The sequence below is a fragment of the Hymenobacter ginkgonis genome, from assembly GCF_009755225.1.
Lineage (GTDB): Bacteria > Bacteroidota > Bacteroidia > Cytophagales > Hymenobacteraceae > Hymenobacter > Hymenobacter ginkgonis.
The window spans coordinates 96,445-114,917 of sequence record NZ_WQKZ01000002.1; the positions used below are offsets into that span (position 1 = coordinate 96,445).

Here is an 18,473-nt window from a genome sequence, read left to right on the forward strand (position 1 = left end):
GTACGTCATGCTGAACGCAGGGAAGCAGCTCTACCGCATCGTTCACCGACGCGGCAGAGCTGCTTCCCTGCGTTCAGCATGACGTTTTTTTAGGATAGCTTCTACTAGCCCCGCGTTAACTTGCCCTAATGACCTCCCCAACTATCTTTATTGCGCTGCTGGAGTTGCTGGCCGTAGCGCTGATTTTGTGGCAGCAATTTCGATTTTTCAGGCAAACCCAGGCGCAGCTCGACAGCCTCCGGGCGCTGTTTCCGCCCGCGTCGGCCTTGGGTCTCAACCGCACCACCGACCCCGATACTGGCCAGCAAGTAGACCTGCTGCAAGCGCCGCCCGCTACCAGCGACACCTTCCAACGCATTGTGAATGACACCAATGCGTACTTGCTAAAGAACAAAGGCACCGCCGACTTCAATATCCTCACCAGCATTACCGAGCGGGCCGTGGCCGCGCTCGATGCCGACCTGCAATCGGGCATTTCCACGCCGCTCTACATCGGGCTCATGGGCACGTTTGGCGGTGCCATTTTGGGGCTACTGAGTTTAGGCTTGGTGGGCGGCGGGCAATTTGACGAAGGTGCCATTCAGGCTTTTTTGCGGGGCGTCACCATTGCCATGCTCGGCAGTTTGTGCGGCCTGGGCCTCACGCTACGCAGCAACGCGGCCTATAAGGACGTGCGCCGCCAGGCCGAGCAGCGCCGCAACGATTACTACACCTTTTTGCAGGTGCAGTTGCTGCCCATTCTGCACTCCGATATGGCGGGCAGCTTGGGCAATTTAAAATCGGTGCTCGACGCGTTCAACCAAGAATTTCTAAGCAAGATTTTCGAGTTTGGTCCTATTGTACAAGCGCTCAATGAGAACATCAGCACCCAAAAAGACTTCCTGCAAGAGCTGCAAAAAGTGGGCTATACCCAAATGGCCGACGCCAGCATTCGGGTATTCGACAAAGTAGCCCAGAGTGCCCACCACTTCGAGAATTTTTTGACTTACCAGCAGGAGCTCAACGAGATGCTGCGCAACGGCCAAGCCGTAGGCACTACCCTCACCGACTTGCTCGGGCGCCTGCGCGGCCTCGAGGCAGGCCTCAACCAAGTGCCCGCGCTGGTGCAGCAGCACGAGGGGGTAGTGCAAGAGCAGCTGCGTTTTTTTCAGCAGCACCAGCAGGCAATGGGCCAGGCTGCCAGCCAAACCGAGCGCTTTTTCGACGAGCAGTACCACCAGCTAGCCGCCACCATGCGGGCCCGCATGGGCGCCTTTCAGCAGGAAGCCGCGGCGGCCGAAAATATCTGGCAAGAACATTTCCGGGTGCTGAACCAAGACAATATTTACGCCCGCATCGTGCAGTATATGAGTCCGTTTAGCGAGCTGCCGGCGCAGCAAAAAGCGCTAAACGCCTTGCAAGAACGGCAAGCTGCCCAAACCGCCCAGGCGCTGCAAGCCATGCAGGCTCGCCTAGCCGCCGATACGGCGCTGCAACAGCAACTCCTTACCCAGGTGACCCGCACCAACAACGTGCTCGAGCGCATGGAGCAACGCAACTGGTTTCAGCGACTAGTGGGCACCAAGTAGCATGAACCAGGACCGCAAAGATTTTTTCTGGCCCAGCTACGTGGACCTGATGACGGCCCTCTTCCTGGTGATGTTGGTGTTGTTTGTGCTCAGCTACAAGCGTTTCCAGGATAAGCAAGCCAGCTTGGAGCAAGCCAAGGCCCGGCTCGAAGTGCAGCTGAAAGAAAAGAAAAAGCTTGATGAGATACGCGCGGCGCTGGCACGCCTCGAAGACCCGCGCTACTTCGTGTACAACCAGCAGTTCAAGCGCTACGAGTTAAGTTTTAATATCTCTTTCGCGGCTAACAGCTCCGAGCTACCGGCGGCCGACAAGCCGCGCCTGCTGGCGGCGGGCCGCTTTATGCTGAACAAGCTAAGCGCCCTGGGCACAAAGGATAACATTCAGTATTTGGTAGTTATCGAAGGGCGTACGGCGCGTTTCATCCGTTCTCTACCCAGTGGCGGCTACTCCTACGACGACCCGCGCAACTTCGATGGCACCATCACGCGCCAAATCAGCTACCTGCGGGCACTGGCCGTGTACCGGTTGTGGCGCGAAGCGGGCATTGAGTTTCCGGCCCCACGCTACGAGGTAATGCCGGCCGGCAGCGGCTTCGGCGGCGTAGGCCGCTACCAAGGCGCACAAGAAGATTTGAACCGCCGCTTCATCATCCAGATTCAGCCTAAAATCGGTTCGCTAGGGCGCTAACTACCCAGCAAAACCGAAGCCCGATTACTGCTCAACGGTGCTTTCCAGGAGCCGTTCTTGCCGCAAGTAAATGAGTTTATAATCAGCATCAAAGCGGGCCCGCACCTGGGCGCGTAGCCGCTGGTAGGCCTGGCGCGAAGGATGGTACACGCGGCTGGCCTCCACGAATGTGGCCATGCGCGTGCCATCGGCGGCGGGCGCGCTCACGCGGAGCGTGCCGGGCTCAATCTGGAGCACTGCCCGCTTGTTATCAGGGAAGAAATTGCGGTTGAAACTCGCGTCGATGTCGGCGGGCGTCAGGTTTTGCTGAATGTAGAGGCGCTGCACGTGCGGCGCAAAGTGCTGGGCCGCCGAAAAGGGCGGCGCCAGCATATCGGCGTAGTAGCCGGCCATGGTAGTGCGTATTGCAACAATGGGCTCGGTATCACCGGCTTCAGGCGCCGCGGGCACTGCGCGCGGCATTACTTCAGAAGCTACTGCGGCTTCGACGGGCGCAGCCGCCTTGGGCGAGCTAGCTGGCTTGCGCTTCGGGGCGCTGGCGCGGAGGGCGGGGGTAGCCGCCGCCGAGTCGGCGGGCACGAGCGCTTGGGTATTTTTCTTAGCCTTGCGTTTTTTTGCCTTGCTCGTTTTCGTTGTGCGCTTGCTGCGCGGCTTGGCCTTGGCCGCTACCGGCGCCGTGGAAGTTTCCGATGCGGCGGGCGGGCGCGGGCTGGTAAGCTGCTCGTCGGGGTGCGAGCCTACCACCTGCCAGTATAGCAACAGCAATAGCCCCAAGATGCCAACTGCCAGCAGCACCTTAGGCAGTATACTCGGGCTAGCTGGTGGCGCAACGGCGCGCGGCACCGCGGCCGGCCTAGGCGGCGGCGGACTGGCAGGCGGCAGCGGCTCAGGAACCGAATTGACCAGAAAATCAATCGCTTCGGCAGACTGGCTAACGATTGGCGTGGGCGCGGCGGGCGGCAAAAAGGTGGGCGCCACCGGCTCCAGCTCAATCTTTTTACCAAACAAGTAGCTGGCGTCGGGGGCGGCTGGCGGCGGGGTAGGCGGTGGTACTGCCGCGGCGGGCGGCACCGGCGCCACCGGGGTAGGCGCAACAACAGGGGTAGGCGGGGCGGGCGGCGTCTCGGTAAAGAAGGAAGTAAGCGGCGGTAATTCCAGCGGCGTGGCGTCGCCCTCCGCCACGGCGGGGGGGGTAGGCAGCAGGCTGGTTGGTGGGGCCACCGGCGCGGGCGCATCGGGGTGCAGCAGCTTTTCCTTGGCCAGGGCAAATAGCGCCGGGGTAAGGAGGCCCGCCTCGTACGCAGCAGTTAGCTGCTCGAGCTCGGTGCGGGGGGGTAGGTTGGGCAAAAAATCGACCGGGGTTGCTTCGTCGGCCATAGCAGCGGGGGCGTGGGCGCAGGCCTGCGCCGCAACAAGTTAGAATTATGGCAAGTTAGAGGTGAAACCTATACGTAAATTTCCCTGGCCTATGCACCTTTTGCTTCGCTTTCCGGTGGGCGCGCCGCCCGCCAAGGTCTTGGCCGGCTTCACCCGCGAGCTGTTTGTGGCGCTGGCGCCGCCTTTTCCAACGTTCCATCTTATTCGCTACGACGGCAATACTACCGGCGACACCGTCATCATCGAGTTGCAAGTGGGCCCTAAGCGCTGGCGCTGGACCTCCCTCATCACCGACTACGGCGCCCGACCCGACGGCACCCATTACTTCGTAGACGAAGGCCAAATACTGCCCGCGCCGCTGCGCCAGTGGCGGCATCGCCACCTCATCGAGCCCGCGCCGGGCGGTGGCAGCGTCATCGTCGAAGACATCACCTTTGGCACCGGCCGCCGCTGGCTCGACCTTCTTATTTGGCCCGCTATGTGGGCGCAATTCAGCTTGCGCGGTCCGGTGTACCGGCGGTGGTTCAAATAAAAAAAGTCGTCATGCTGAATGCAGAGCAGCCCCTCGCCCGTTTCGTCCACTGAGGCGGGCAAGATGCTTCCCTGCGGTCAGCATGACGACCTTTGTAGGTACTTACCTACTAAGTGCCTTCTATATGCCCGCTACCATCGTCCTCAAAAACGGAAAAGACCACTCGCTACGCCGCCGCCACCCCTGGGTATTTTCGGGCGCCATTGCCCGCGTGCAGGGCGAGCCCGCCGAGGGGGCCGCTGTGCGCGTCGAAACCCAGTCGGGCGAATTGCTGGGGGTAGGGCACTACTCGGGCAGCGGCTCCATCGCGGTGCGGATGCTGGATTTTGGCCCCGAAGCCGAGCTGCCTACCCCCGATTTTTGGGTGAAGCGCCTGGCTAATGCCTACGCCCTGCGCCAGCGCCTGGCCCTAACGGGCACGGCCGATACCAATGTTTTTCGGTTGGTGCACGCCGAGGGCGACGGCCTGCCCGGCCTCATCATCGACGTATATGGCGATGTGGCCGTGGTGCAGGCGCATAGCGTGGGCATGTACCGCGCTCGCCCCGAAATAGCTAGTGCCCTGCAAGTTGTGTTTGGCGACAAGCTACGTGCCATCTACGACAAGAGCGCCGAAACTACGCCCGGCCACGCCGTGGGCGAGGGCAAAAATGGCTACCTCTTCGGCGAAAGCACCGGCCACGAGCACCTCGTGCATGAGAACGGCCACCAGTTTGCCGTCGATTGGGAGACGGGCCAGAAGACGGGCTTTTTCATCGACCAACGCGATAACCGCGCCCTGCTAGCGCGCTACTCGCCGGGCCGCCGGGTGCTCAACACGTTTTGCTACACCGGCGGCTTCTCGGTGTACGCCCTCGAAGCGGGCGCCGAGTTGGTGCATTCCGTCGATAGCAGTAAAAAGGCCATCGCCCTTACCGAGCGCAACGCCGAGCTGTCTAGCCACGCCGACCGCCACGCCGCCTACCCCGACGACGTGCTCACGTTTCTCAAAAGCCACTCGGCCGAGTACGATTTGCTCGTGCTCGACCCGCCCGCTTTTGCCAAGCACCTCAGCGCCCGCCACGCCGCCCTCATGGGTTACAAGCGCCTGAACGCGGCCGGCATCGCGCACCTCGCGCCGGGCGGACTGCTATTTACTTTTTCGTGCTCGCAAGTAGTTAGCCCCGAGCTATTTGAAGGCGCCGTGCTGGCAGCAGCCATCGAAGCTGGGCGGCCGGCGCGCATCCTGCACCGCCTCACCCAACCCGCCGACCACCCAGTGAGCTTGTTTCACCCCGAAGGCGCGTATTTGAAGGGCCTGGTGCTGGCCGTGGAATAACCAGTCATAGATTAAAAGAACGTCCTGCTGAGCTTGCCGAAGCCTCTCTACCGCCTCGCTGAATGAAGCGGTAAAGATGCTTCGACAAGCTCAGCAGGACGTTCTTTTAATTATCATTACACTTCACTCGGGCGCAGGGGGGTAGGGCGGCGGTGGTCGTCCACGGCCACGAACGTGAAGGAGCCCGTAACGGCCAGTAGGCGGCCTTCGGCGTACATCTGCTCTACGTATAGCTCGACGCGCACTTGCAGGCTGGTTCGGCCCACATGCACCACATTGCCAATGAGTTCGACCAGCGTGCCACCGGGAATGGGGTGCGTAAAATCGACTTTATCGGAGGAAACCGTCACCATTTTGAGGCGCGAAAACCGGGTGGCCGTGATGAAGGCCACCTCGTCCATCAGCATGAGCGTGGCCCCGCCAAACAGCGTGTCGTAGTGGTTGGTCGTGTTGGGAAAAACGGCTTTAAAGATGCGCGTTTCGGCGCGGGCAATCTGGTCGGCGAGGGCTAGCATGGGGGGTAGGGATTATTGAAAATACCGGCTTACGGCGCCCTATTTCTTGCACTTCCCCGCCCTATAAAGCCTTCACTCAGACCCAGCTACGCCAGCACCAGCCACTGCGCTAGGCAGCAACCAGCCACGCGTGCCAAACCCAATGCCAAGCCTCAAAGCGCGGAGGAAGCATCAATTAGCGGCCGGCAGGTCTCCTGACTTTGTACCATGCTTACCCCCTCCTTCTCGGCCGAGGCCAATGGAAACTTGCGGGGTGGCACTGGGTGGGTACTTACAGTAGCGCGTCTGTGCGGGAGTTTCACCCGCTTCCCTTTTCATTTCGGCCTTCTTGCTAAGGAAGCGCCGAAAACCGTCCGCTGGTTGATTTTGTAAAATCGTAGCAGCAATAAACCGCCGCGAAGGTAGCGCGGCCGCCACGAGTAGGCGCAGGCGCTGTTTCGTGAGCGGGCCAAACGCGGCTTCGCAGCATCGGGGCTACCGCGCCCGTATTTTCGCCAGTAGCGGCCAAACTTATCACCCGGCCGCGGTGGTTAGCAGCGTAGTGTTTAAGAAAAAGAAATTGCCGCCTTCGCGGCAGCCAGTAGCCGTAGTGGGGGCGGGCGTGGCCGGGCTGGCGGCGGCCGTGCGGCTGGCCGTAGCTGGGCACCCCGTCACGGTGTTCGAGGCCAGCGCCTCGTTTGGGGGCAAGATGCACCAATTTGACCTGCCGGGTGCGGCGGGCGCGTACCGTTTCGACGCGGGCCCGTCGCTGTTTACGCTGCCGCAGTTGGTGGACGATATTTTTCGGCTGGCCCACCGCGCGCCGGCCGATTATTTCCGCTACGAGCGCCTCGACCCGATTACGAACTATTTTTTTGCCGATGGCACGCGCCTCACGGCCTGGGCCGACGCGGACAAGTTTGCTGCCGAGGTCGAGCAAAAGCTGGGCGTGCCGGCGGGCGATGTAGCGCAGTTTTTGGCACGCAGCGGCCGGGCCTACGACGCCACAGCGGGCACTTTCCTGCACAAGTCACTGCACAAGGCCGGCACCTATCTCAGCCCTGAAACCCTGAAAGCCGTGGCCGCCCTACCCTCCCTCGGGCTCACGGGCACCATGCACGCGCGCCACGAAAGCGCCTTTGGGCGCGACCCGCGCCTGGTGCAATTATTTGACCGCTACGCGACTTACAACGGCTCCGACCCGTACCAGGCGCCGGCCACGCTCTCGCTCATTCCGCATTTGGAGCACGGCATTGGCGCGTTTTACCCCGAGGGGGGCATCTATGCCATTGCCCAGAGCCTGCACCGTTTGGCCGAAGAGTTTGGGGTGAAATTTCGCTTCGGCGAGCCCGTGCGCGAGATTCTGACCGCCGGCACGCTCGTTACGGGCGTGCGCACCGACCAGGATATTTACGACTTTGGGCTGGTGGTGAGCAACATGGACGTGGTGCCCACCTATCGCCGCTTACTGCCCAGCCAGCCCGCGCCCGAGCGCACGCTGGCCCAACCGCGCTCGTCGTCGGCCCTTATTTTTTATTGGGGGGTAGGGCGTTCGTTTCCCGAATTAGATGTGCACAACATCTTTTTCTCGGCTGATTATAAGGCTGAATTCGACGCCATTTTTCAGCAGAAAACCGTGGCCGACGACGTGACGGTGTACGTCAACATCACCTCCAAAAAAACGCTCACCGACGCCCCCGCTGGCCACGAAAACTGGTTTGTGATGGTGAACGTACCCCACGACGAAGGCCAGGACTGGGCCGCCCTCACCGCCCAAACGCGCCGCGTGGTGCTGGCCAAGCTCAGCCGCGCGCTGGGCGTAGAGCTGGAGCCGCTTATCCGGGCCGAAAAAACGTGGACGCCGCCCGGCATCGCGGCCGATACGTCGTCGTTTGGGGGTGCTTTGTACGGCAGCTCCAGCAACAATGCGCTGGCGGCTTTTTTGCGGCACCCCAACTTTTCGGGCCGGCTCGATGGGCTGTACTTTTGCGGCGGCTCGGTGCATCCGGGCGGCGGCATTCCGCTGTGTTTACTTTCGGCCAAAATTGTCGCCGAGCTTATTTTAAATTAAAAATGGTGAAGCAGGAATCATGCAGTAAGCAACTGGCTACCAGTGGGTAGTTCATGATTTTTTTACTTCCTAGTTTTTAATTATTTCATTCATGGAGTTTTCAAATTCACCCGCGTCGGCGGCCGCTTCTACCACGCGGCTGCGCCTCGCGCAAGGGCTGGTATTGCTGTTTCACCTCACGGGCTTCGTGGGGCTGGCTTTTAGCCGAGATAAGGCCTTCTACCTCAAGTATACTCCGCTGACGCTGCTGCTCACGGCGGCCCTGCTAGCTGCGTTTCAGCAGGGACGTAATATGGCTTTCTGGCTGTTTGTGTTTCAGGCTTTTATGCTGGGCATGGTGGCCGAAATAGTGGGCACCAACACGGGCATCTTGTTTGGGCACTACACCTACGGCGCCACCTTGGGGCCGCAGTACATGGGCACGCCCTGGCTCATTGGCCTCAACTGGGTGGTGGTAACGTGCTTAGCGGGCACGCTGGCGGCCTACTTGCCCGTGGCGTGGTGGCTGCGGGTGCTGGTAGGCGCCGTGCTTATGGTGGGCTTCGACCTGTGCCTAGAGCCAGTGGCCGGGCGCTACGACTTCTGGCACTGGACCGGTGAACTGGTACCGATGCGCAACTTCCGCGATTGGTTTCTACTCTCGCTGCTGTTGCAACTGCTGTTTGCACACGCCATGTTTCCGAAGCGCAACGCGCTGGTACCCTTCGTGTACTTGGTGCAGCTGCTGTTTTTCTTCGTGCTGAGTTTGCTGCCCTTTTAAGCAGTTGGGCGCGGCCCTACCCCTCGTTTTTTGTGGTAGCTCACGCGGCAGTGGTCGAAATTTTCTGCCCCGTTTTTTTGTAGTAGTAATGGGGCTGGGGCGCCGCCCCAGGCGCGCTGGGCCACCACATGCTTGGCCCAAGCATTCATTTTCTAGTACTGACTTTTTGCACTGCCCCGTTGCTGGCCTGCCGAGGCCGAGTGGCGGGGTAGCCTTTTATGAAAAATATTATTTTCTTCGGCGATAGCCTCACGGCCGGCTATGGCTTACCCGCTGGCGACAGCTTTCCGGCCCGCATTCAAGAGAAACTCACTGCCGCGGGCCTCCCCTACCGCGCCTTCAACTACGGCGTCAGCGGCGAAACCAGCGCTGGCGGCCGCCAGCGGCTAGCCTCCGTGCTGGCCCGCCAGGCACCCGATGTGTTTGTGCTGGCCTTGGGCGCCAACGATGGCCTGCGCGGCATTGCGGTGCGCGAAACGGTGGCCAACCTGAGCTTTATTTTGGCCGAGGTGCGGCGGCAGTTTCCGGCGGCGCAGTTGGTGCTGGCGGGCCTGGAGTTTCCCTTCGACCTGGGGCCGCTGGGGCTGCCAGGTTTGAGCCGTTATGCGCAGGATTTTAGCGCTTTGTTCGCGGCCTTGGCCCAGGCCGAGGGGGTAGCCTTCGTGCCCTCTTTACTAGCCGGCGTGCTCGGCCGCCCCACCCTGAACCTAGCCGACCGCGTGCACCCCAACGCCGCGGGCCAGCGCCTGCTGGCGGCCAATGTGTGGGCGGTGTTAGAGCCTTTGCTGCAAGTAACTGTTTAGCCAGCAAGCACCCACACCGCCCCCCAGCAACGCCCTAGGCGCGGGAGCGTACGCCTAGGCCAGCGCAGCACAGGCCCAAACGAGGCGGCGCGCCTTGGTTAGTTTATGCCTGCTTTGCCTTCGTCTTCTTCTCCGCCACCCCCCGTCGTCAGCTCATCGCCAGCGCCGTTGGTAAGTATCATCATTCCTACCTACAACGAGGCGGGCATCGGCGACTTGCTGGCCTATTTGCAGCAAGCCACAGCCGGCGAGCCAGCCCCAGAAATAATTGTGGCCGATGGAGGCAGCACCGACGGCACCCGCTGCCTGGCCCGGCAGCTGGGCGCCACGGTGCTGCGCTGCCCCTGCAAGGGCCGGGCGGCGCAGCTCAACTACGGCGCCAGCCAGGCGCGGGGCGCGCTGCTGTACTTTTTGCACGCTGACTCCTACCCCCCAGCGGGCTTTCTGGCCGACCTGCGCCGCGCCGTGGCCGAGGGCTGCGGCAGCGGCTGCTACCGGCTGGCCTTCGACCACGGGCACTGGTTTTTGCGGTTTAGCGCGTGGTGCACGCGCCTGCCGTTTACCGTGGTGCGCTTCGGCGACCAAAGCCTGTTTGTGCGGCGCGAGTTGTTTGCGCAAATCGGCGGCTACCGCGAAGACCTGCTGGTGATGGAAGACCAGGAAATTGTGAGCCGCTTGCGGGCACAGGCGCCGTTTCGGCTGCTGCCGCGGGCCGTTACCACATCGGCGCGCAAGTACCTGGTCAACGGCGTGTTTCGGCTGCAAGGCATTTTTACGCTGGTTGTGCTGCTGTATAAAGTAGGAGTTTCGCAGGCCACTATCGTGCGGCTATACCGGCGGCTAATCCGCCAGGGCAAGCTGTAGCAAGGTGCCGCTAGTTGCTTTAGAATGTCTGCCGTAGCTTGGCTGGCTCCTCACGCGCTACCTCTCTGCCTACGCATGCCCTCGCCGCCCAACCACCCAAACCACCTGCTCATCTTCGCCCGCGAGCCCGTGCTGGGCCGTGTCAAAACCCGCCTGGCGGCCGGCATTGGGGCCGAAGCTGCCCTGGCCGTGTACCACGAACTACTAACCCTCACGGCCGCCGCCGTGGCCGGGGCCCAGGTGCCGGCCACCGTGTGGCTGGCCGAGGCCCCTACCCCCCTCGCCGACCCTACCCGGCCCCGGCCCGAATGGCCCGGCCTACCTTGGCGCGTGCAGCCGGCCGCCAACTCGCTTGGCGCGCGCATGGCCCACGCCTTTGCGGAGGCTTTTGCGGGCGGCGCGGCGCGAGTGGTCATCATTGGCACCGACTGCCCGGGCTTGAGCGCCGACCTGCTGCAGCAGGCTTTCGCCCAGTTGCACACGCATGAGTTGGTGCTGGGCCCTGCCAACGACGGTGGCTATTACTTATTAGGAATGAACAAGTTGCACCCAGCTTTATTCGAGCATAAAGACTGGAGCACTGCCACCGTACTGCCTGCTACCCTCGCCGACGCGGCCCGGCTGGGCTTGCGCGTGGCGCAGCTCCTTACCTTGCACGATGTAGACTCGGCCCAGGACCTTGCTACTTGGCGCGGGCGCTAGCAGTGTGGCGTGGGCCAACCCGTTTGGCAGTGCCCCGCGCGTTTTGGCTGTTTCTGAAAGGCAAGGGGGGTAGGGGAGCTTGCCCGCGAGGAGCCTTTTTAGCAGCAACCGCCGCCGTCGTAGTGGTACGTGGGGGGCGAAATAAATACGTCGTCGCGGCCTAGGGCAGCCAGGGCGCCGGCGGTTTTATCGCACACTGCCAGGGGCTGGTTTTGCAGCAGCACGTGTCCTTTTTGGTCATCAAAATAGTCATCCTGCCCATAGTAAATAGCCGTGCGGCCCGTGAAAATACAGGGCCCATCGGCCGGCATGGGGTCTTTGATGGCGCACACCTCCACGCTCTCGATATAAAGCAGCTCGGGGGTGGCGTAGTGCTGGGGCGAGAGTACGCGGTAGGCGCGCTTGGCGCGCACTTCCACGGTACCGAAGCCCACTTCGGTTATCAGGTTCAGGTATTCTTGCAGGGGTAGGGAGCCGGTGAGGCAGAGGGCCCGCAGGCGCTCGTCGGCGCGCAGCGCGGCGCTCATGGGCTGCTCGCAGGTAGGGTCCGAGAGCACGAGGCGGCCGTGGGGCTTGAGCACACGGTAGGTTTCTTGGAGGGCGCGGCGCAGGTCGTCGAGCTTAAAGATATTGAACAGGCAGTTTTGGGCCGCTACGTCCACACTCTCGTCTGCCACGGGCAGGTGCAGGGCGTCGCCGGCGCGCAGGTCCACAAATTCGCTTTTAAACCACTCATTCTCACGTTCCGCCTCTTGCATATTGGCGCGGGCGGCATCAAGCATTTCGCTTACCACATCTACCCCAATCACAGCGCCCGGCCGGCGGCTGAAATAGGCAAATTGCAGGAGCTCCATGCCGCCGCCTACCCCCACATACAGCACGGAGGGGCTGTTGGTAAGGTCGCGCGGGTTCACGGTGCTGCCACAGCCGTAGTTCATGGCCAGCATCCGGGGCGGAATGCGGAGGCCGGGCAGCTGCCACACGGGGTTGGTGGTGCAGCACAGGCCTACTTGCGGCACCTGGGCCGCCTGGCGATATACATCGACTGTGGTTTCTAAGTAGCTCATAGGGTTGGTTTTATCGACTAGGAAGTTGTTTATGCAGCTGCTGGCAGGGCCGCCGGGCGCCGGGTACGGCCCGCGCAGTGCGCCCAGTCAAGCGCCGCTGGCTGGTAGTATCTTGCAGTACTTCGGCTGGCGCTGCCGGCTGGCCCCTGGCCTTCTCTACGTTTACTACCCCCTATTTAGATGGAAACCTACTACGACCCTGCGGACCTCAAGAAATTCGGCACTATTGGCGAGTTTCAGAAAGAATTTGCCGACCGGTTTTTTGCGTACTACGGCGCCGTATTTGCCGAGGGCGCCCTCACGGCCCGCGAGAAGTCGCTCATTGCCTTGGCCGTGGCCCACGCCGTGCCGTGCCCGTATTGCATCGACGCCTACACCGCCGACACCCTTGAAAAGGGCTGCACCGAGCAGGAAATGATGGAGGCCGTGCACGTAGCGGCCGCCATTCGCGGCGGGGCTACCCTGGTGCACGGCGTGCAGATGATGAACAAGGTCAAGGAGTTATCCATGTAAAAGAGTAGCACAAACGCTGTGGGTCCGCATTATTTTCTGCCATGATAAAATCTCTCAAGGCCACTGGCCATCAGCTGGCCAGCTCGGCTTTTCAGCTTACGGTGCTGCGCCAAGAAGTGGTAGAGGTGCTACACCTGCCGCCCTTTCACCAGAAGATGCGCGAGGTGGGGCTGTTTCCACTGCGGCCGGTAGCGCCGGCGGTGCTGCAAATCAACGTGGGCAAGATGTGCAACCAGGTGTGCCGGCACTGCCACGTCGATGCCGGCCCCGACCGCCAAGAAATCATGACCCGCGAAACGATGCAACTCTGCCTCAACGCGCTGGCTCAGACCGACATTCCGACCGTGGACCTTACCGGCGGCGCGCCGGAAATGAACCCCAACTTTCGGTGGTTTGTGGAAGAAATCAGCAAGTTGGGCCGCAAGGTGCTAGTGCGCTGCAACCTGACCATCATCGTAGCCAACAAGAAGTACCACGATTTACCCGAGTTTTTCAAGAAGCACGGGGTAGAGGTCGTCAGCTCGCTACCTTTTTATAGCGCCGATAAAACGGACCGCCAGCGCGGCGCCGGCGTGTTCGACGATTCCATTAAGGCCCTGCGCATGCTGAATGCCGTGGGCTATGGCCAAGAGGGTAGCGGCCTGGTGCTGAACTTGGTGTATAACCCAGCCGGCGCTTTCATGCCCGGCCCGCAGGCGGCCTTGCAACGGCAGTTTAAGCAGGCGCTCGCCAAGGACTTTAGCATCGTGTTCAACGAGTTGTTCGCTATCACCAACATCCCGGTGAGTCGGTTTCTGGATTTTCTCATCGAGTCGAAAAACTACGCGGGCTACCTCGAAAAGCTCGTCACGGCCTTCAACCCCGCCGCGGCGGCCGGGGTGATGTGCCGCAACACCATCTCGGTGGGCTGGGACGGCGGCCTCTACGACTGCGACTTCAACCAGATGCTTGACCTGCACGTGGCCAGCACCAGCCAGCACATCCGCGACTTCGACGCCGCGGCACTGGCAGAGCGCACCATCGTCGTCAACCAACATTGCTACGGCTGCACGGCCGGCGCGGGCTCTAGTTGCGGCGGCACGGTAGCATAGGCGCCCGCAGGCGGCCTTTGTAGGGGCAACCCGCTACCCGGCGGCATTGCCTTGCCCCTACCCCCCATCGGGCACTGAACGAAAATTTTTTAGATGATAAGAACGCTACGCCATTGCCTGCTGGCCGAAGCCTTGGGCACGGCTATTCTTTTGTTGTTCGGTACCGGTGCCGCCGTGGTAGACGAACAAACCCACGCCTTGGGCCACGGCGGGGTGGCAGCGGCTTTCGGGTTGGTTGTACTCGTTTTGATTCAGGGCCTGGGCCACGTGAGCGGCGCCCACGTTAACCCCGCCGTAACCATTGGTTTTTGGGCGGCGGGGCGCTTTCCGGGCCAGCGGGTGCTGCCTTACATAGCGGCCCAGCTGGCGGGCGCGCTTGCTGGCAGCTTGCTAGTGAAGTTGTTGGCTACCAGCGGCTCTACATTGGGCGCCACGCTACCGGCCCACGGTGCTACCCAAGCTTTCTGGCTTGAGGTGGGCCTCACGTTCTGGCTGATGCTCGTTATTCTACAAGTCACGTCGAGCTTCTACGAGCAGGGCTTAGTAGGGGGCCTCACCATTAGCGCCACGGTGTGGCTCGAAGCCTTGGTAGCCGGCCCGCTCTGCGGCGCTTCCATGAACCCAGCGCGTTCCTTGGCTCCCGCCTTTGTGAGCGGCCACCTAGCCGTGGCTTGGGTGTACGTAGCCGCTCCCGTGGCCGGGGTGCTACTGGCCGTGCTAGCCGACCGCCTGCTGGGGCTTAAAGCGCCGCCCGCTATGCCGCCCCAGCCCTGACAGCTCCAATCGGAGCTTTTGAGTAGCTCTCTTTTCTCCCTCACGGCGGGCCCCGCTTTGTTGGCCACGCTGCTGGATATGTTGCCGATGAGGGTTACTCACAACACCCCGACAGTCGATGATAGCGGCACGCTCACGGACCTAGCCCCAGCCTACCTTATTAACCGGCACTAATCAGGCCTTGCACACGAGCAACCAGCAGCTGCGCACCAACGCCTACCTGGATACTTTCGTGTACCCGGCCAGCCATGGCTTCAAATCCTCAATTACTAATTCTGAAAGGGCTGCTGGCCGTGCTGCTGAGGCCGCTGACAAACGCCATACTGGAAGATTTGGCGGCCAACGTGACGGCGGCCTAGGCGCAGTTTCAGGTCACTAGCCCGGCAGGCCTGTCAGTCTGCTTCGCGCTGGCTAATCTGCGCGCCATTGGCTACAACCTGCTCAGCAATGCCCTCAAGTAGCGCGGCCCGGCTCGCCCGGCCTAAGTCTGGGTGCGCGCCGAACGCCAGCCAGCAGCGGTTGTACCGGACCGTGCAGGATAATGGCCTGGGTCTGAGCGAAACCAGCGGCAACGCCTGTTTCAAGCCTCTCGGCGGCTGCACCTCCCATATCAAGGGCACGGGCGTGGGCCTCTACATGATTAAGCGTCTGATGGAAAACGCCGGGGCTACCATCTTCGTTACCAGCGCGCCGACTATTAGCTCGACCTTTACCGTCTCATTTCTTAGTCAAGCAAACCCTTGATGCTGGCGAAGGCAAACGAGCTGCTAACCCGCCATCTTTCCCGGTGACTACCTGTTACGGTTCTACTTTTTTATCTGCATGTTTTACTCCGCTGCTTTCTTTCTGGTGGTAGCGGCGCTGTTTTGTCGCTTATGTCTGCTCCTGCTACCCCTATAGCTACGCCTTACTTTGAGCCCGACCCGTTGCTGCACGACCTGCTGGCCGTCTCGCTGACAGCCATCAACCTGCTGCGCCCCTGCTATAGTCCGGCCGGCGAGCTGAACGATTTTGCTCCGGAATATTTTAACTCCGCCGCTCAGCGCATGACCGGACTGCCCGAGCGGCCCGTTGGCACGGCCCGCACCCTATTTCCCGCTATCTTCGGCAATGGCATCTTTGCTTTTTACCGGCAGGTGTTTGAAACCGGCGAGCCCGACCAATTTCAGCTTTACTACCAGGCCGACGGGCTCGATAATTACTTCCACATCGCGGCCCGCCGCAGTGGCGATTGGCTGTGGGTCAGCTTCACCGACACGGCCGACCAGTCCCGCACGGGCGCTGAAAACGCCCTGCGCCAAACCCAGGCGGCCGAAGTGGCTGCCCGCGCTGAGGCCGAGCTACAGCGTCAGCGCTTCCACGAGGTACTGATGCAACTGCCCGCCCCGGTGGCGGTCTACCACGGCCCTGCCCACACCTATCAGTTCGTCAATATGCGCTATCAGCACATATTCCCCCTCCGCAGCTTTGCCGGCCGGCCATTTCGCGACGCGATGCCGGAATCGGTAGGACTCGGCGTCGCGGCCTTGTTTGACCAAGTCTACCAGAGTGGGGTGCCCTTTTACGGCCATGAGTTGGAAGGCTGGTTCGACTTTGACGGGACTGGGGAGCGCAGGCAGCTGTTTTTTAATCTCTACCTGCATCCCTTGCGCAACGCGCAGGGCGTGGTAGATGGGCTACTCGATTTTGCCTATGACGTGACCGAGCAGGTGCTGGCCCGCCGACAGTTACAGCAGCTAAATCAGGAGTTGGAAACCCGCGTGGCCGAGCGCTCTGAAACCGCCCTGGCGCTGCAAGCGGATGTACTAGCGGCGGCCCAACGCCAGGTTGCCGAGCGCGAATCGTTTTACCAGGTGTTCGAGCAAACCCCGGCCGCCATCTGCATCCAGCGCGGCCCGGAGCACCGCTACGAGTATGCCAACCAGGCCTACCGTGACTTTTTCCCTGGTCGCCCACTCCTCGGCCAGCCCGTGGCCGAGGCCTTGCCCGAAACGGTAGACAGCGGCGTCGTGGCCCTGCTCGACCGGGTGTATCAGACCGGCGAACCCTACGAGGGCATCGAACTGCCGCTGCTCATAGCGCAGCCTCAGGGGCCGCCCCGGCAGATGTATTTCACCTTCACCTACCAGCCCTACCGCGAGAACGGGGAGATAGTAGGCATTTCTACCTTCGCCTACAACGTGGCCGAGCAGGTGCTGGCCCGGCACGAGCGCGAAGCCCAGCAGCGGCGGTTGCAAGCCATTTTTGAGCAGGCCCCGGTGGCCATCTTCGTGCTGCATGGCCCAAACTATATCCTCGACGTGGTGAATCCGTTCATGAGCGAGGTGCTGGGCCGGACGCCTGATGAGCTGCTAGGCCAGCCCTATTTTGAGGCCATGCCCGAGCTGGCCAGCCAGGGCTACGCCGCCTTTATGGACCAGGTTTGGCACACCGGCCAGCCCTTTACCGCCCGCGAGCAGCCCGCCAAACTCAAGCGCCATCAGGCCGGCGAAACCGGTTACTTTACCTTCGTGTATCAGCCCCTGTTTGATGCCCAGGGCCAGCTCACGGATATCATGTGCGTGGCCCTGGATGAAACCGAGCAAGTGCGCGCCCGCCAGCAAGTGCAATCCCTCAACGAGGAACTAGCCGCTATCAACGAAGAATTGATGGCAACCAATGAGGAACTCAACGAGAGCAATACTCGCTTGATGCGCACCAACGTAGACCTGGACACGTTTGTCTACACCGCCTCGCACGACCTCAAAGCCCCGATTACCAACATCGAAAGCATCGTGCTGGCCCTGCGTAGCACGCTGCCGCCGGCGGTGCAGCAGGACGAGGTGGTCAATCACCTATTGGGCCTGCTCGACACGACCGTGACCCGCTTTCAGTTTACCATCGGCCAACTCACCGATATTTCTCGCCTGCAACTGGCCCACGCCGGCCCGGCCGAACCGGTGCTGCTGGCGCAAGCAATAGAAAACGTGCGGCTGGACCTGGCCCCCAATATGGTAGCGGCTAACACCCAGCTCACAGTTGAGGTGCCGGCCGAGCTGGTCGTATCATTCTCCCCTGCTAACCTGCGCAGCATCGTCTATAACCTGCTCAGCAATGCGATTAAATACCGCGCCCCTAACCGACCCCCGCAGGTGCTGATACGCGCCGAGCAAACGACGTCTGCCGTCGTGCTCTCCGTTCATGATAATGGCCTCGGGATGAGCGAGGTACAGCAGCGCCAACTTTTTGGCCTCTTCCAACGCCTGCACACCCACGTCGAGGGCACGGGCGTGGGCCTCTACATCAGCAAGCGCCTCGTGGAAAACGGTGGCGGCACAATTGCTGTTCAAAGCCAGGTCGATGCGGGTGCTACTTTCACTGTGACCTTTCCGGCCTAAGTGCCCTACTTGTTTGCTACACCGTCCTTAAGTAGTGTGCTGCTAGTCGATGACGACCCCATCAACTCCCTCAACAAACTCCTGCCTACGCGCCTAGTTATGACCGAGCAGGCCCTGCGCACACTCAACTAGACCGCCGTGCCCTCGGCTCATCTTGCTTGGCATGGACATGCCCGTACTCAACGAACTGGCTTTTTTGGAGGCCTACGCACAGCTACCGCTGGCCCAGTAGCAAGCCATTGTCATTGTTATGCTTACCACCTCCCTTCATCCCGTGGATATGGCCCGCGCTCAGGAGTTGCCCATTGCAGGTTTTCTCAATAAGCCCCTGACCAAGGAAAAGGTCACTGCCTTGCTGGCGCAGCATTTTGTGTAGTAGCTAAAGTGGCTTGACTCATGAATAAAAAATAATGGGTCGAGCCGCCCGTAGGCAAGCAAGTCGACTCATTTACCAAGATAAGCTGGTAACTAAAA

General features: G+C 61.3%; 18 protein-coding genes and 1 riboswitch. Of the genes, 15 read left to right on the plus strand and 3 right to left on the minus strand.

The annotated features are described in order from the left end of the window. The first annotated feature begins 128 nt into the window (after positions 1–128). Together GO988_RS06210 and GO988_RS06215 are read left to right on the plus strand one after the other, a co-directional pair. On the plus strand, positions 129–1,568 hold the full coding sequence (locus tag GO988_RS06210; protein ID WP_157563110.1) for a hypothetical protein: 1,440 nt from the start codon (positions 129–131) through the stop codon (positions 1,566–1,568). A gap of 1 nt (position 1,569) precedes the next feature. Then, the gene (locus GO988_RS06215; RefSeq protein ID WP_157563113.1) at positions 1,570–2,256 is read left to right on the plus strand and encodes an OmpA family protein; all 687 of its coding nucleotides are present in this window, start codon (positions 1,570–1,572) and stop codon (positions 2,254–2,256) included. 24 nt (positions 2,257–2,280) lie between these two features. Here the strand turns inward: GO988_RS06215 and GO988_RS06220 are convergent, their stop codons facing one another. Further along, positions 2,281–3,633 (minus strand): hypothetical protein, encoded by a 1,353-nt coding sequence (locus GO988_RS06220; protein WP_157563115.1) that lies wholly within the window; start codon positions 3,631–3,633, stop codon positions 2,281–2,283. 91 nt (positions 3,634–3,724) lie between these two features. On the opposite strand from GO988_RS06220, the gene GO988_RS06225 reads away from it, so the two are divergent. Continuing rightward, positions 3,725–4,165, plus strand: a complete 441-nt coding sequence (locus GO988_RS06225) for an SRPBCC family protein (RefSeq protein WP_157563118.1) — start codon at positions 3,725–3,727, stop codon at positions 4,163–4,165. A 124-nt stretch (positions 4,166–4,289) separates the two neighbouring features. Further along, positions 4,290–5,483, plus strand: a complete 1,194-nt coding sequence (locus GO988_RS06230; RefSeq protein ID WP_157563121.1) for a class I SAM-dependent rRNA methyltransferase — start codon at positions 4,290–4,292, stop codon at positions 5,481–5,483. Between the two features lie 116 nt (positions 5,484–5,599). Here the strand turns inward: GO988_RS06230 and GO988_RS06235 are convergent, their stop codons facing one another. After that, entirely contained in the window at positions 5,600–5,998 is a 399-nt protein-coding gene (locus GO988_RS06235) for an acyl-CoA thioesterase (RefSeq protein ID WP_157563124.1), read from the minus strand. A 167-nt stretch (positions 5,999–6,165) separates the two neighbouring features. Beyond that, positions 6,166–6,367, minus strand: a riboswitch (cobalamin riboswitch). Between the two features lie 172 nt (positions 6,368–6,539). Between GO988_RS06235 and crtD the strand changes: the two genes are divergently transcribed. The 5 genes from crtD (at position 6,540) to GO988_RS06260 (ending at position 11,177) form a co-directional block, all read left to right on the plus strand. Next, positions 6,540–8,048, plus strand: coding sequence for a 1-hydroxycarotenoid 3,4-desaturase CrtD (gene crtD / locus GO988_RS06240; RefSeq protein WP_317164843.1), 1,509 nt, complete (start codon positions 6,540–6,542; stop codon positions 8,046–8,048). A 91-nt stretch (positions 8,049–8,139) separates the two neighbouring features. Next, the gene (locus GO988_RS06245) at positions 8,140–8,808 is read left to right on the plus strand and encodes a carotenoid biosynthesis protein (protein WP_157563126.1); all 669 of its coding nucleotides are present in this window, start codon (positions 8,140–8,142) and stop codon (positions 8,806–8,808) included. A 218-nt stretch (positions 8,809–9,026) separates the two neighbouring features. After that, entirely contained in the window at positions 9,027–9,611 is a 585-nt protein-coding gene (locus GO988_RS06250; protein ID WP_157563129.1) for an arylesterase, read from the plus strand. A gap of 105 nt (positions 9,612–9,716) precedes the next feature. Beyond that, complete coding sequence (locus GO988_RS06255; RefSeq protein ID WP_198172544.1) at positions 9,717–10,475, plus strand: TIGR04283 family arsenosugar biosynthesis glycosyltransferase; 759 nt, start codon at positions 9,717–9,719, stop codon at positions 10,473–10,475. A gap of 75 nt (positions 10,476–10,550) precedes the next feature. Continuing rightward, positions 10,551–11,177, plus strand: coding sequence for a TIGR04282 family arsenosugar biosynthesis glycosyltransferase (locus GO988_RS06260; protein WP_198172546.1), 627 nt, complete (start codon positions 10,551–10,553; stop codon positions 11,175–11,177). Between the two features lie 98 nt (positions 11,178–11,275). Here GO988_RS06260 and arsM read toward each other — a convergent pair whose 3' ends face one another. Continuing rightward, on the minus strand, positions 11,276–12,244 hold the full coding sequence (gene arsM / locus GO988_RS06265) for an arsenosugar biosynthesis arsenite methyltransferase ArsM (protein ID WP_157563136.1): 969 nt from the start codon (positions 12,242–12,244) through the stop codon (positions 11,276–11,278). Positions 12,245–12,424: 180 nt separating this feature from the next. Between arsM and GO988_RS06270 the strand changes: the two genes are divergently transcribed. From GO988_RS06270 to GO988_RS24365, 6 genes are all read left to right on the plus strand, one after another. Further along, a complete protein-coding gene (locus GO988_RS06270; RefSeq protein ID WP_157563139.1) occupies positions 12,425–12,757 on the plus strand; it encodes an arsenosugar biosynthesis-associated peroxidase-like protein in 333 nt (110 codons plus the stop codon). Between the two features lie 44 nt (positions 12,758–12,801). Beyond that, positions 12,802–13,848 (plus strand): arsenosugar biosynthesis radical SAM (seleno)protein ArsS, encoded by a 1,047-nt coding sequence (arsS, locus tag GO988_RS06275; RefSeq protein ID WP_317164844.1) that lies wholly within the window; start codon positions 12,802–12,804, stop codon positions 13,846–13,848. A gap of 93 nt (positions 13,849–13,941) precedes the next feature. After that, positions 13,942–14,622 carry an MIP/aquaporin family protein gene (locus GO988_RS06280; protein WP_157563145.1) on the plus strand — a complete coding sequence of 227 codons (681 nt, stop codon included), beginning with the start codon at positions 13,942–13,944 and terminating at the stop codon, positions 14,620–14,622. Between the two features lie 447 nt (positions 14,623–15,069). Then, complete coding sequence (locus GO988_RS06285; protein WP_157563149.1) at positions 15,070–15,366, plus strand: ATP-binding protein; 297 nt, start codon at positions 15,070–15,072, stop codon at positions 15,364–15,366. A 131-nt stretch (positions 15,367–15,497) separates the two neighbouring features. Beyond that, positions 15,498–17,999, plus strand: coding sequence for a PAS domain-containing sensor histidine kinase (locus GO988_RS06290; RefSeq protein ID WP_157563152.1), 2,502 nt, complete (start codon positions 15,498–15,500; stop codon positions 17,997–17,999). Positions 18,000–18,249: 250 nt separating this feature from the next. Beyond that, entirely contained in the window at positions 18,250–18,375 is a 126-nt protein-coding gene (locus GO988_RS24365; protein ID WP_262885654.1) for a hypothetical protein, read from the plus strand. Positions 18,376–18,473 lie beyond the last annotated feature (98 nt).

What these genes read in the sequence shown, in the direction of transcription:
- GO988_RS06230 (WP_157563121.1), top strand. Translation starts at nt 4,290, where the DNA reads ATGCCCGCTACCATCGTCCTCAAAAACGGAAAAGACCACTCGCTACGC.
- GO988_RS06260 (WP_198172546.1), top strand. Translation starts at nt 10,551, where the DNA reads ATGCCCTCGCCGCCCAACCACCCAAACCACCTGCTCATCTTCGCCCGC.
- GO988_RS06235 (WP_157563124.1), bottom strand. Translation starts at nt 5,998, where the DNA reads ATGCTAGCCCTCGCCGACCAGATTGCCCGCGCCGAAACGCGCATCTTT.
- GO988_RS06290 (WP_157563152.1), top strand. Translation starts at nt 15,498, where the DNA reads ATGTCTGCTCCTGCTACCCCTATAGCTACGCCTTACTTTGAGCCCGAC.
- arsM (WP_157563136.1), bottom strand. Translation starts at nt 12,244, where the DNA reads ATGAGCTACTTAGAAACCACAGTCGATGTATATCGCCAGGCGGCCCAG.
- GO988_RS06255 (WP_198172544.1), top strand. Translation starts at nt 9,717, where the DNA reads ATGCCTGCTTTGCCTTCGTCTTCTTCTCCGCCACCCCCCGTCGTCAGC.
- GO988_RS06270 (WP_157563139.1), top strand. Translation starts at nt 12,425, where the DNA reads ATGGAAACCTACTACGACCCTGCGGACCTCAAGAAATTCGGCACTATT.
- GO988_RS06245 (WP_157563126.1), top strand. Translation starts at nt 8,140, where the DNA reads ATGGAGTTTTCAAATTCACCCGCGTCGGCGGCCGCTTCTACCACGCGG.
- GO988_RS06285 (WP_157563149.1), top strand. Translation starts at nt 15,070, where the DNA reads ATGCCCTCAAGTAGCGCGGCCCGGCTCGCCCGGCCTAAGTCTGGGTGC.
- GO988_RS24365 (WP_262885654.1), top strand. Translation starts at nt 18,250, where the DNA reads ATGCTTACCACCTCCCTTCATCCCGTGGATATGGCCCGCGCTCAGGAG.
- GO988_RS06250 (WP_157563129.1), top strand. Translation starts at nt 9,027, where the DNA reads ATGAAAAATATTATTTTCTTCGGCGATAGCCTCACGGCCGGCTATGGC.
- GO988_RS06220 (WP_157563115.1), bottom strand. Translation starts at nt 3,633, where the DNA reads ATGGCCGACGAAGCAACCCCGGTCGATTTTTTGCCCAACCTACCCCCC.
- GO988_RS06215 (WP_157563113.1), top strand. Translation starts at nt 1,570, where the DNA reads ATGAACCAGGACCGCAAAGATTTTTTCTGGCCCAGCTACGTGGACCTG.
- GO988_RS06225 (WP_157563118.1), top strand. Translation starts at nt 3,725, where the DNA reads ATGCACCTTTTGCTTCGCTTTCCGGTGGGCGCGCCGCCCGCCAAGGTC.
- GO988_RS06280 (WP_157563145.1), top strand. Translation starts at nt 13,942, where the DNA reads ATGATAAGAACGCTACGCCATTGCCTGCTGGCCGAAGCCTTGGGCACG.
- GO988_RS06210 (WP_157563110.1), top strand. Translation starts at nt 129, where the DNA reads ATGACCTCCCCAACTATCTTTATTGCGCTGCTGGAGTTGCTGGCCGTA.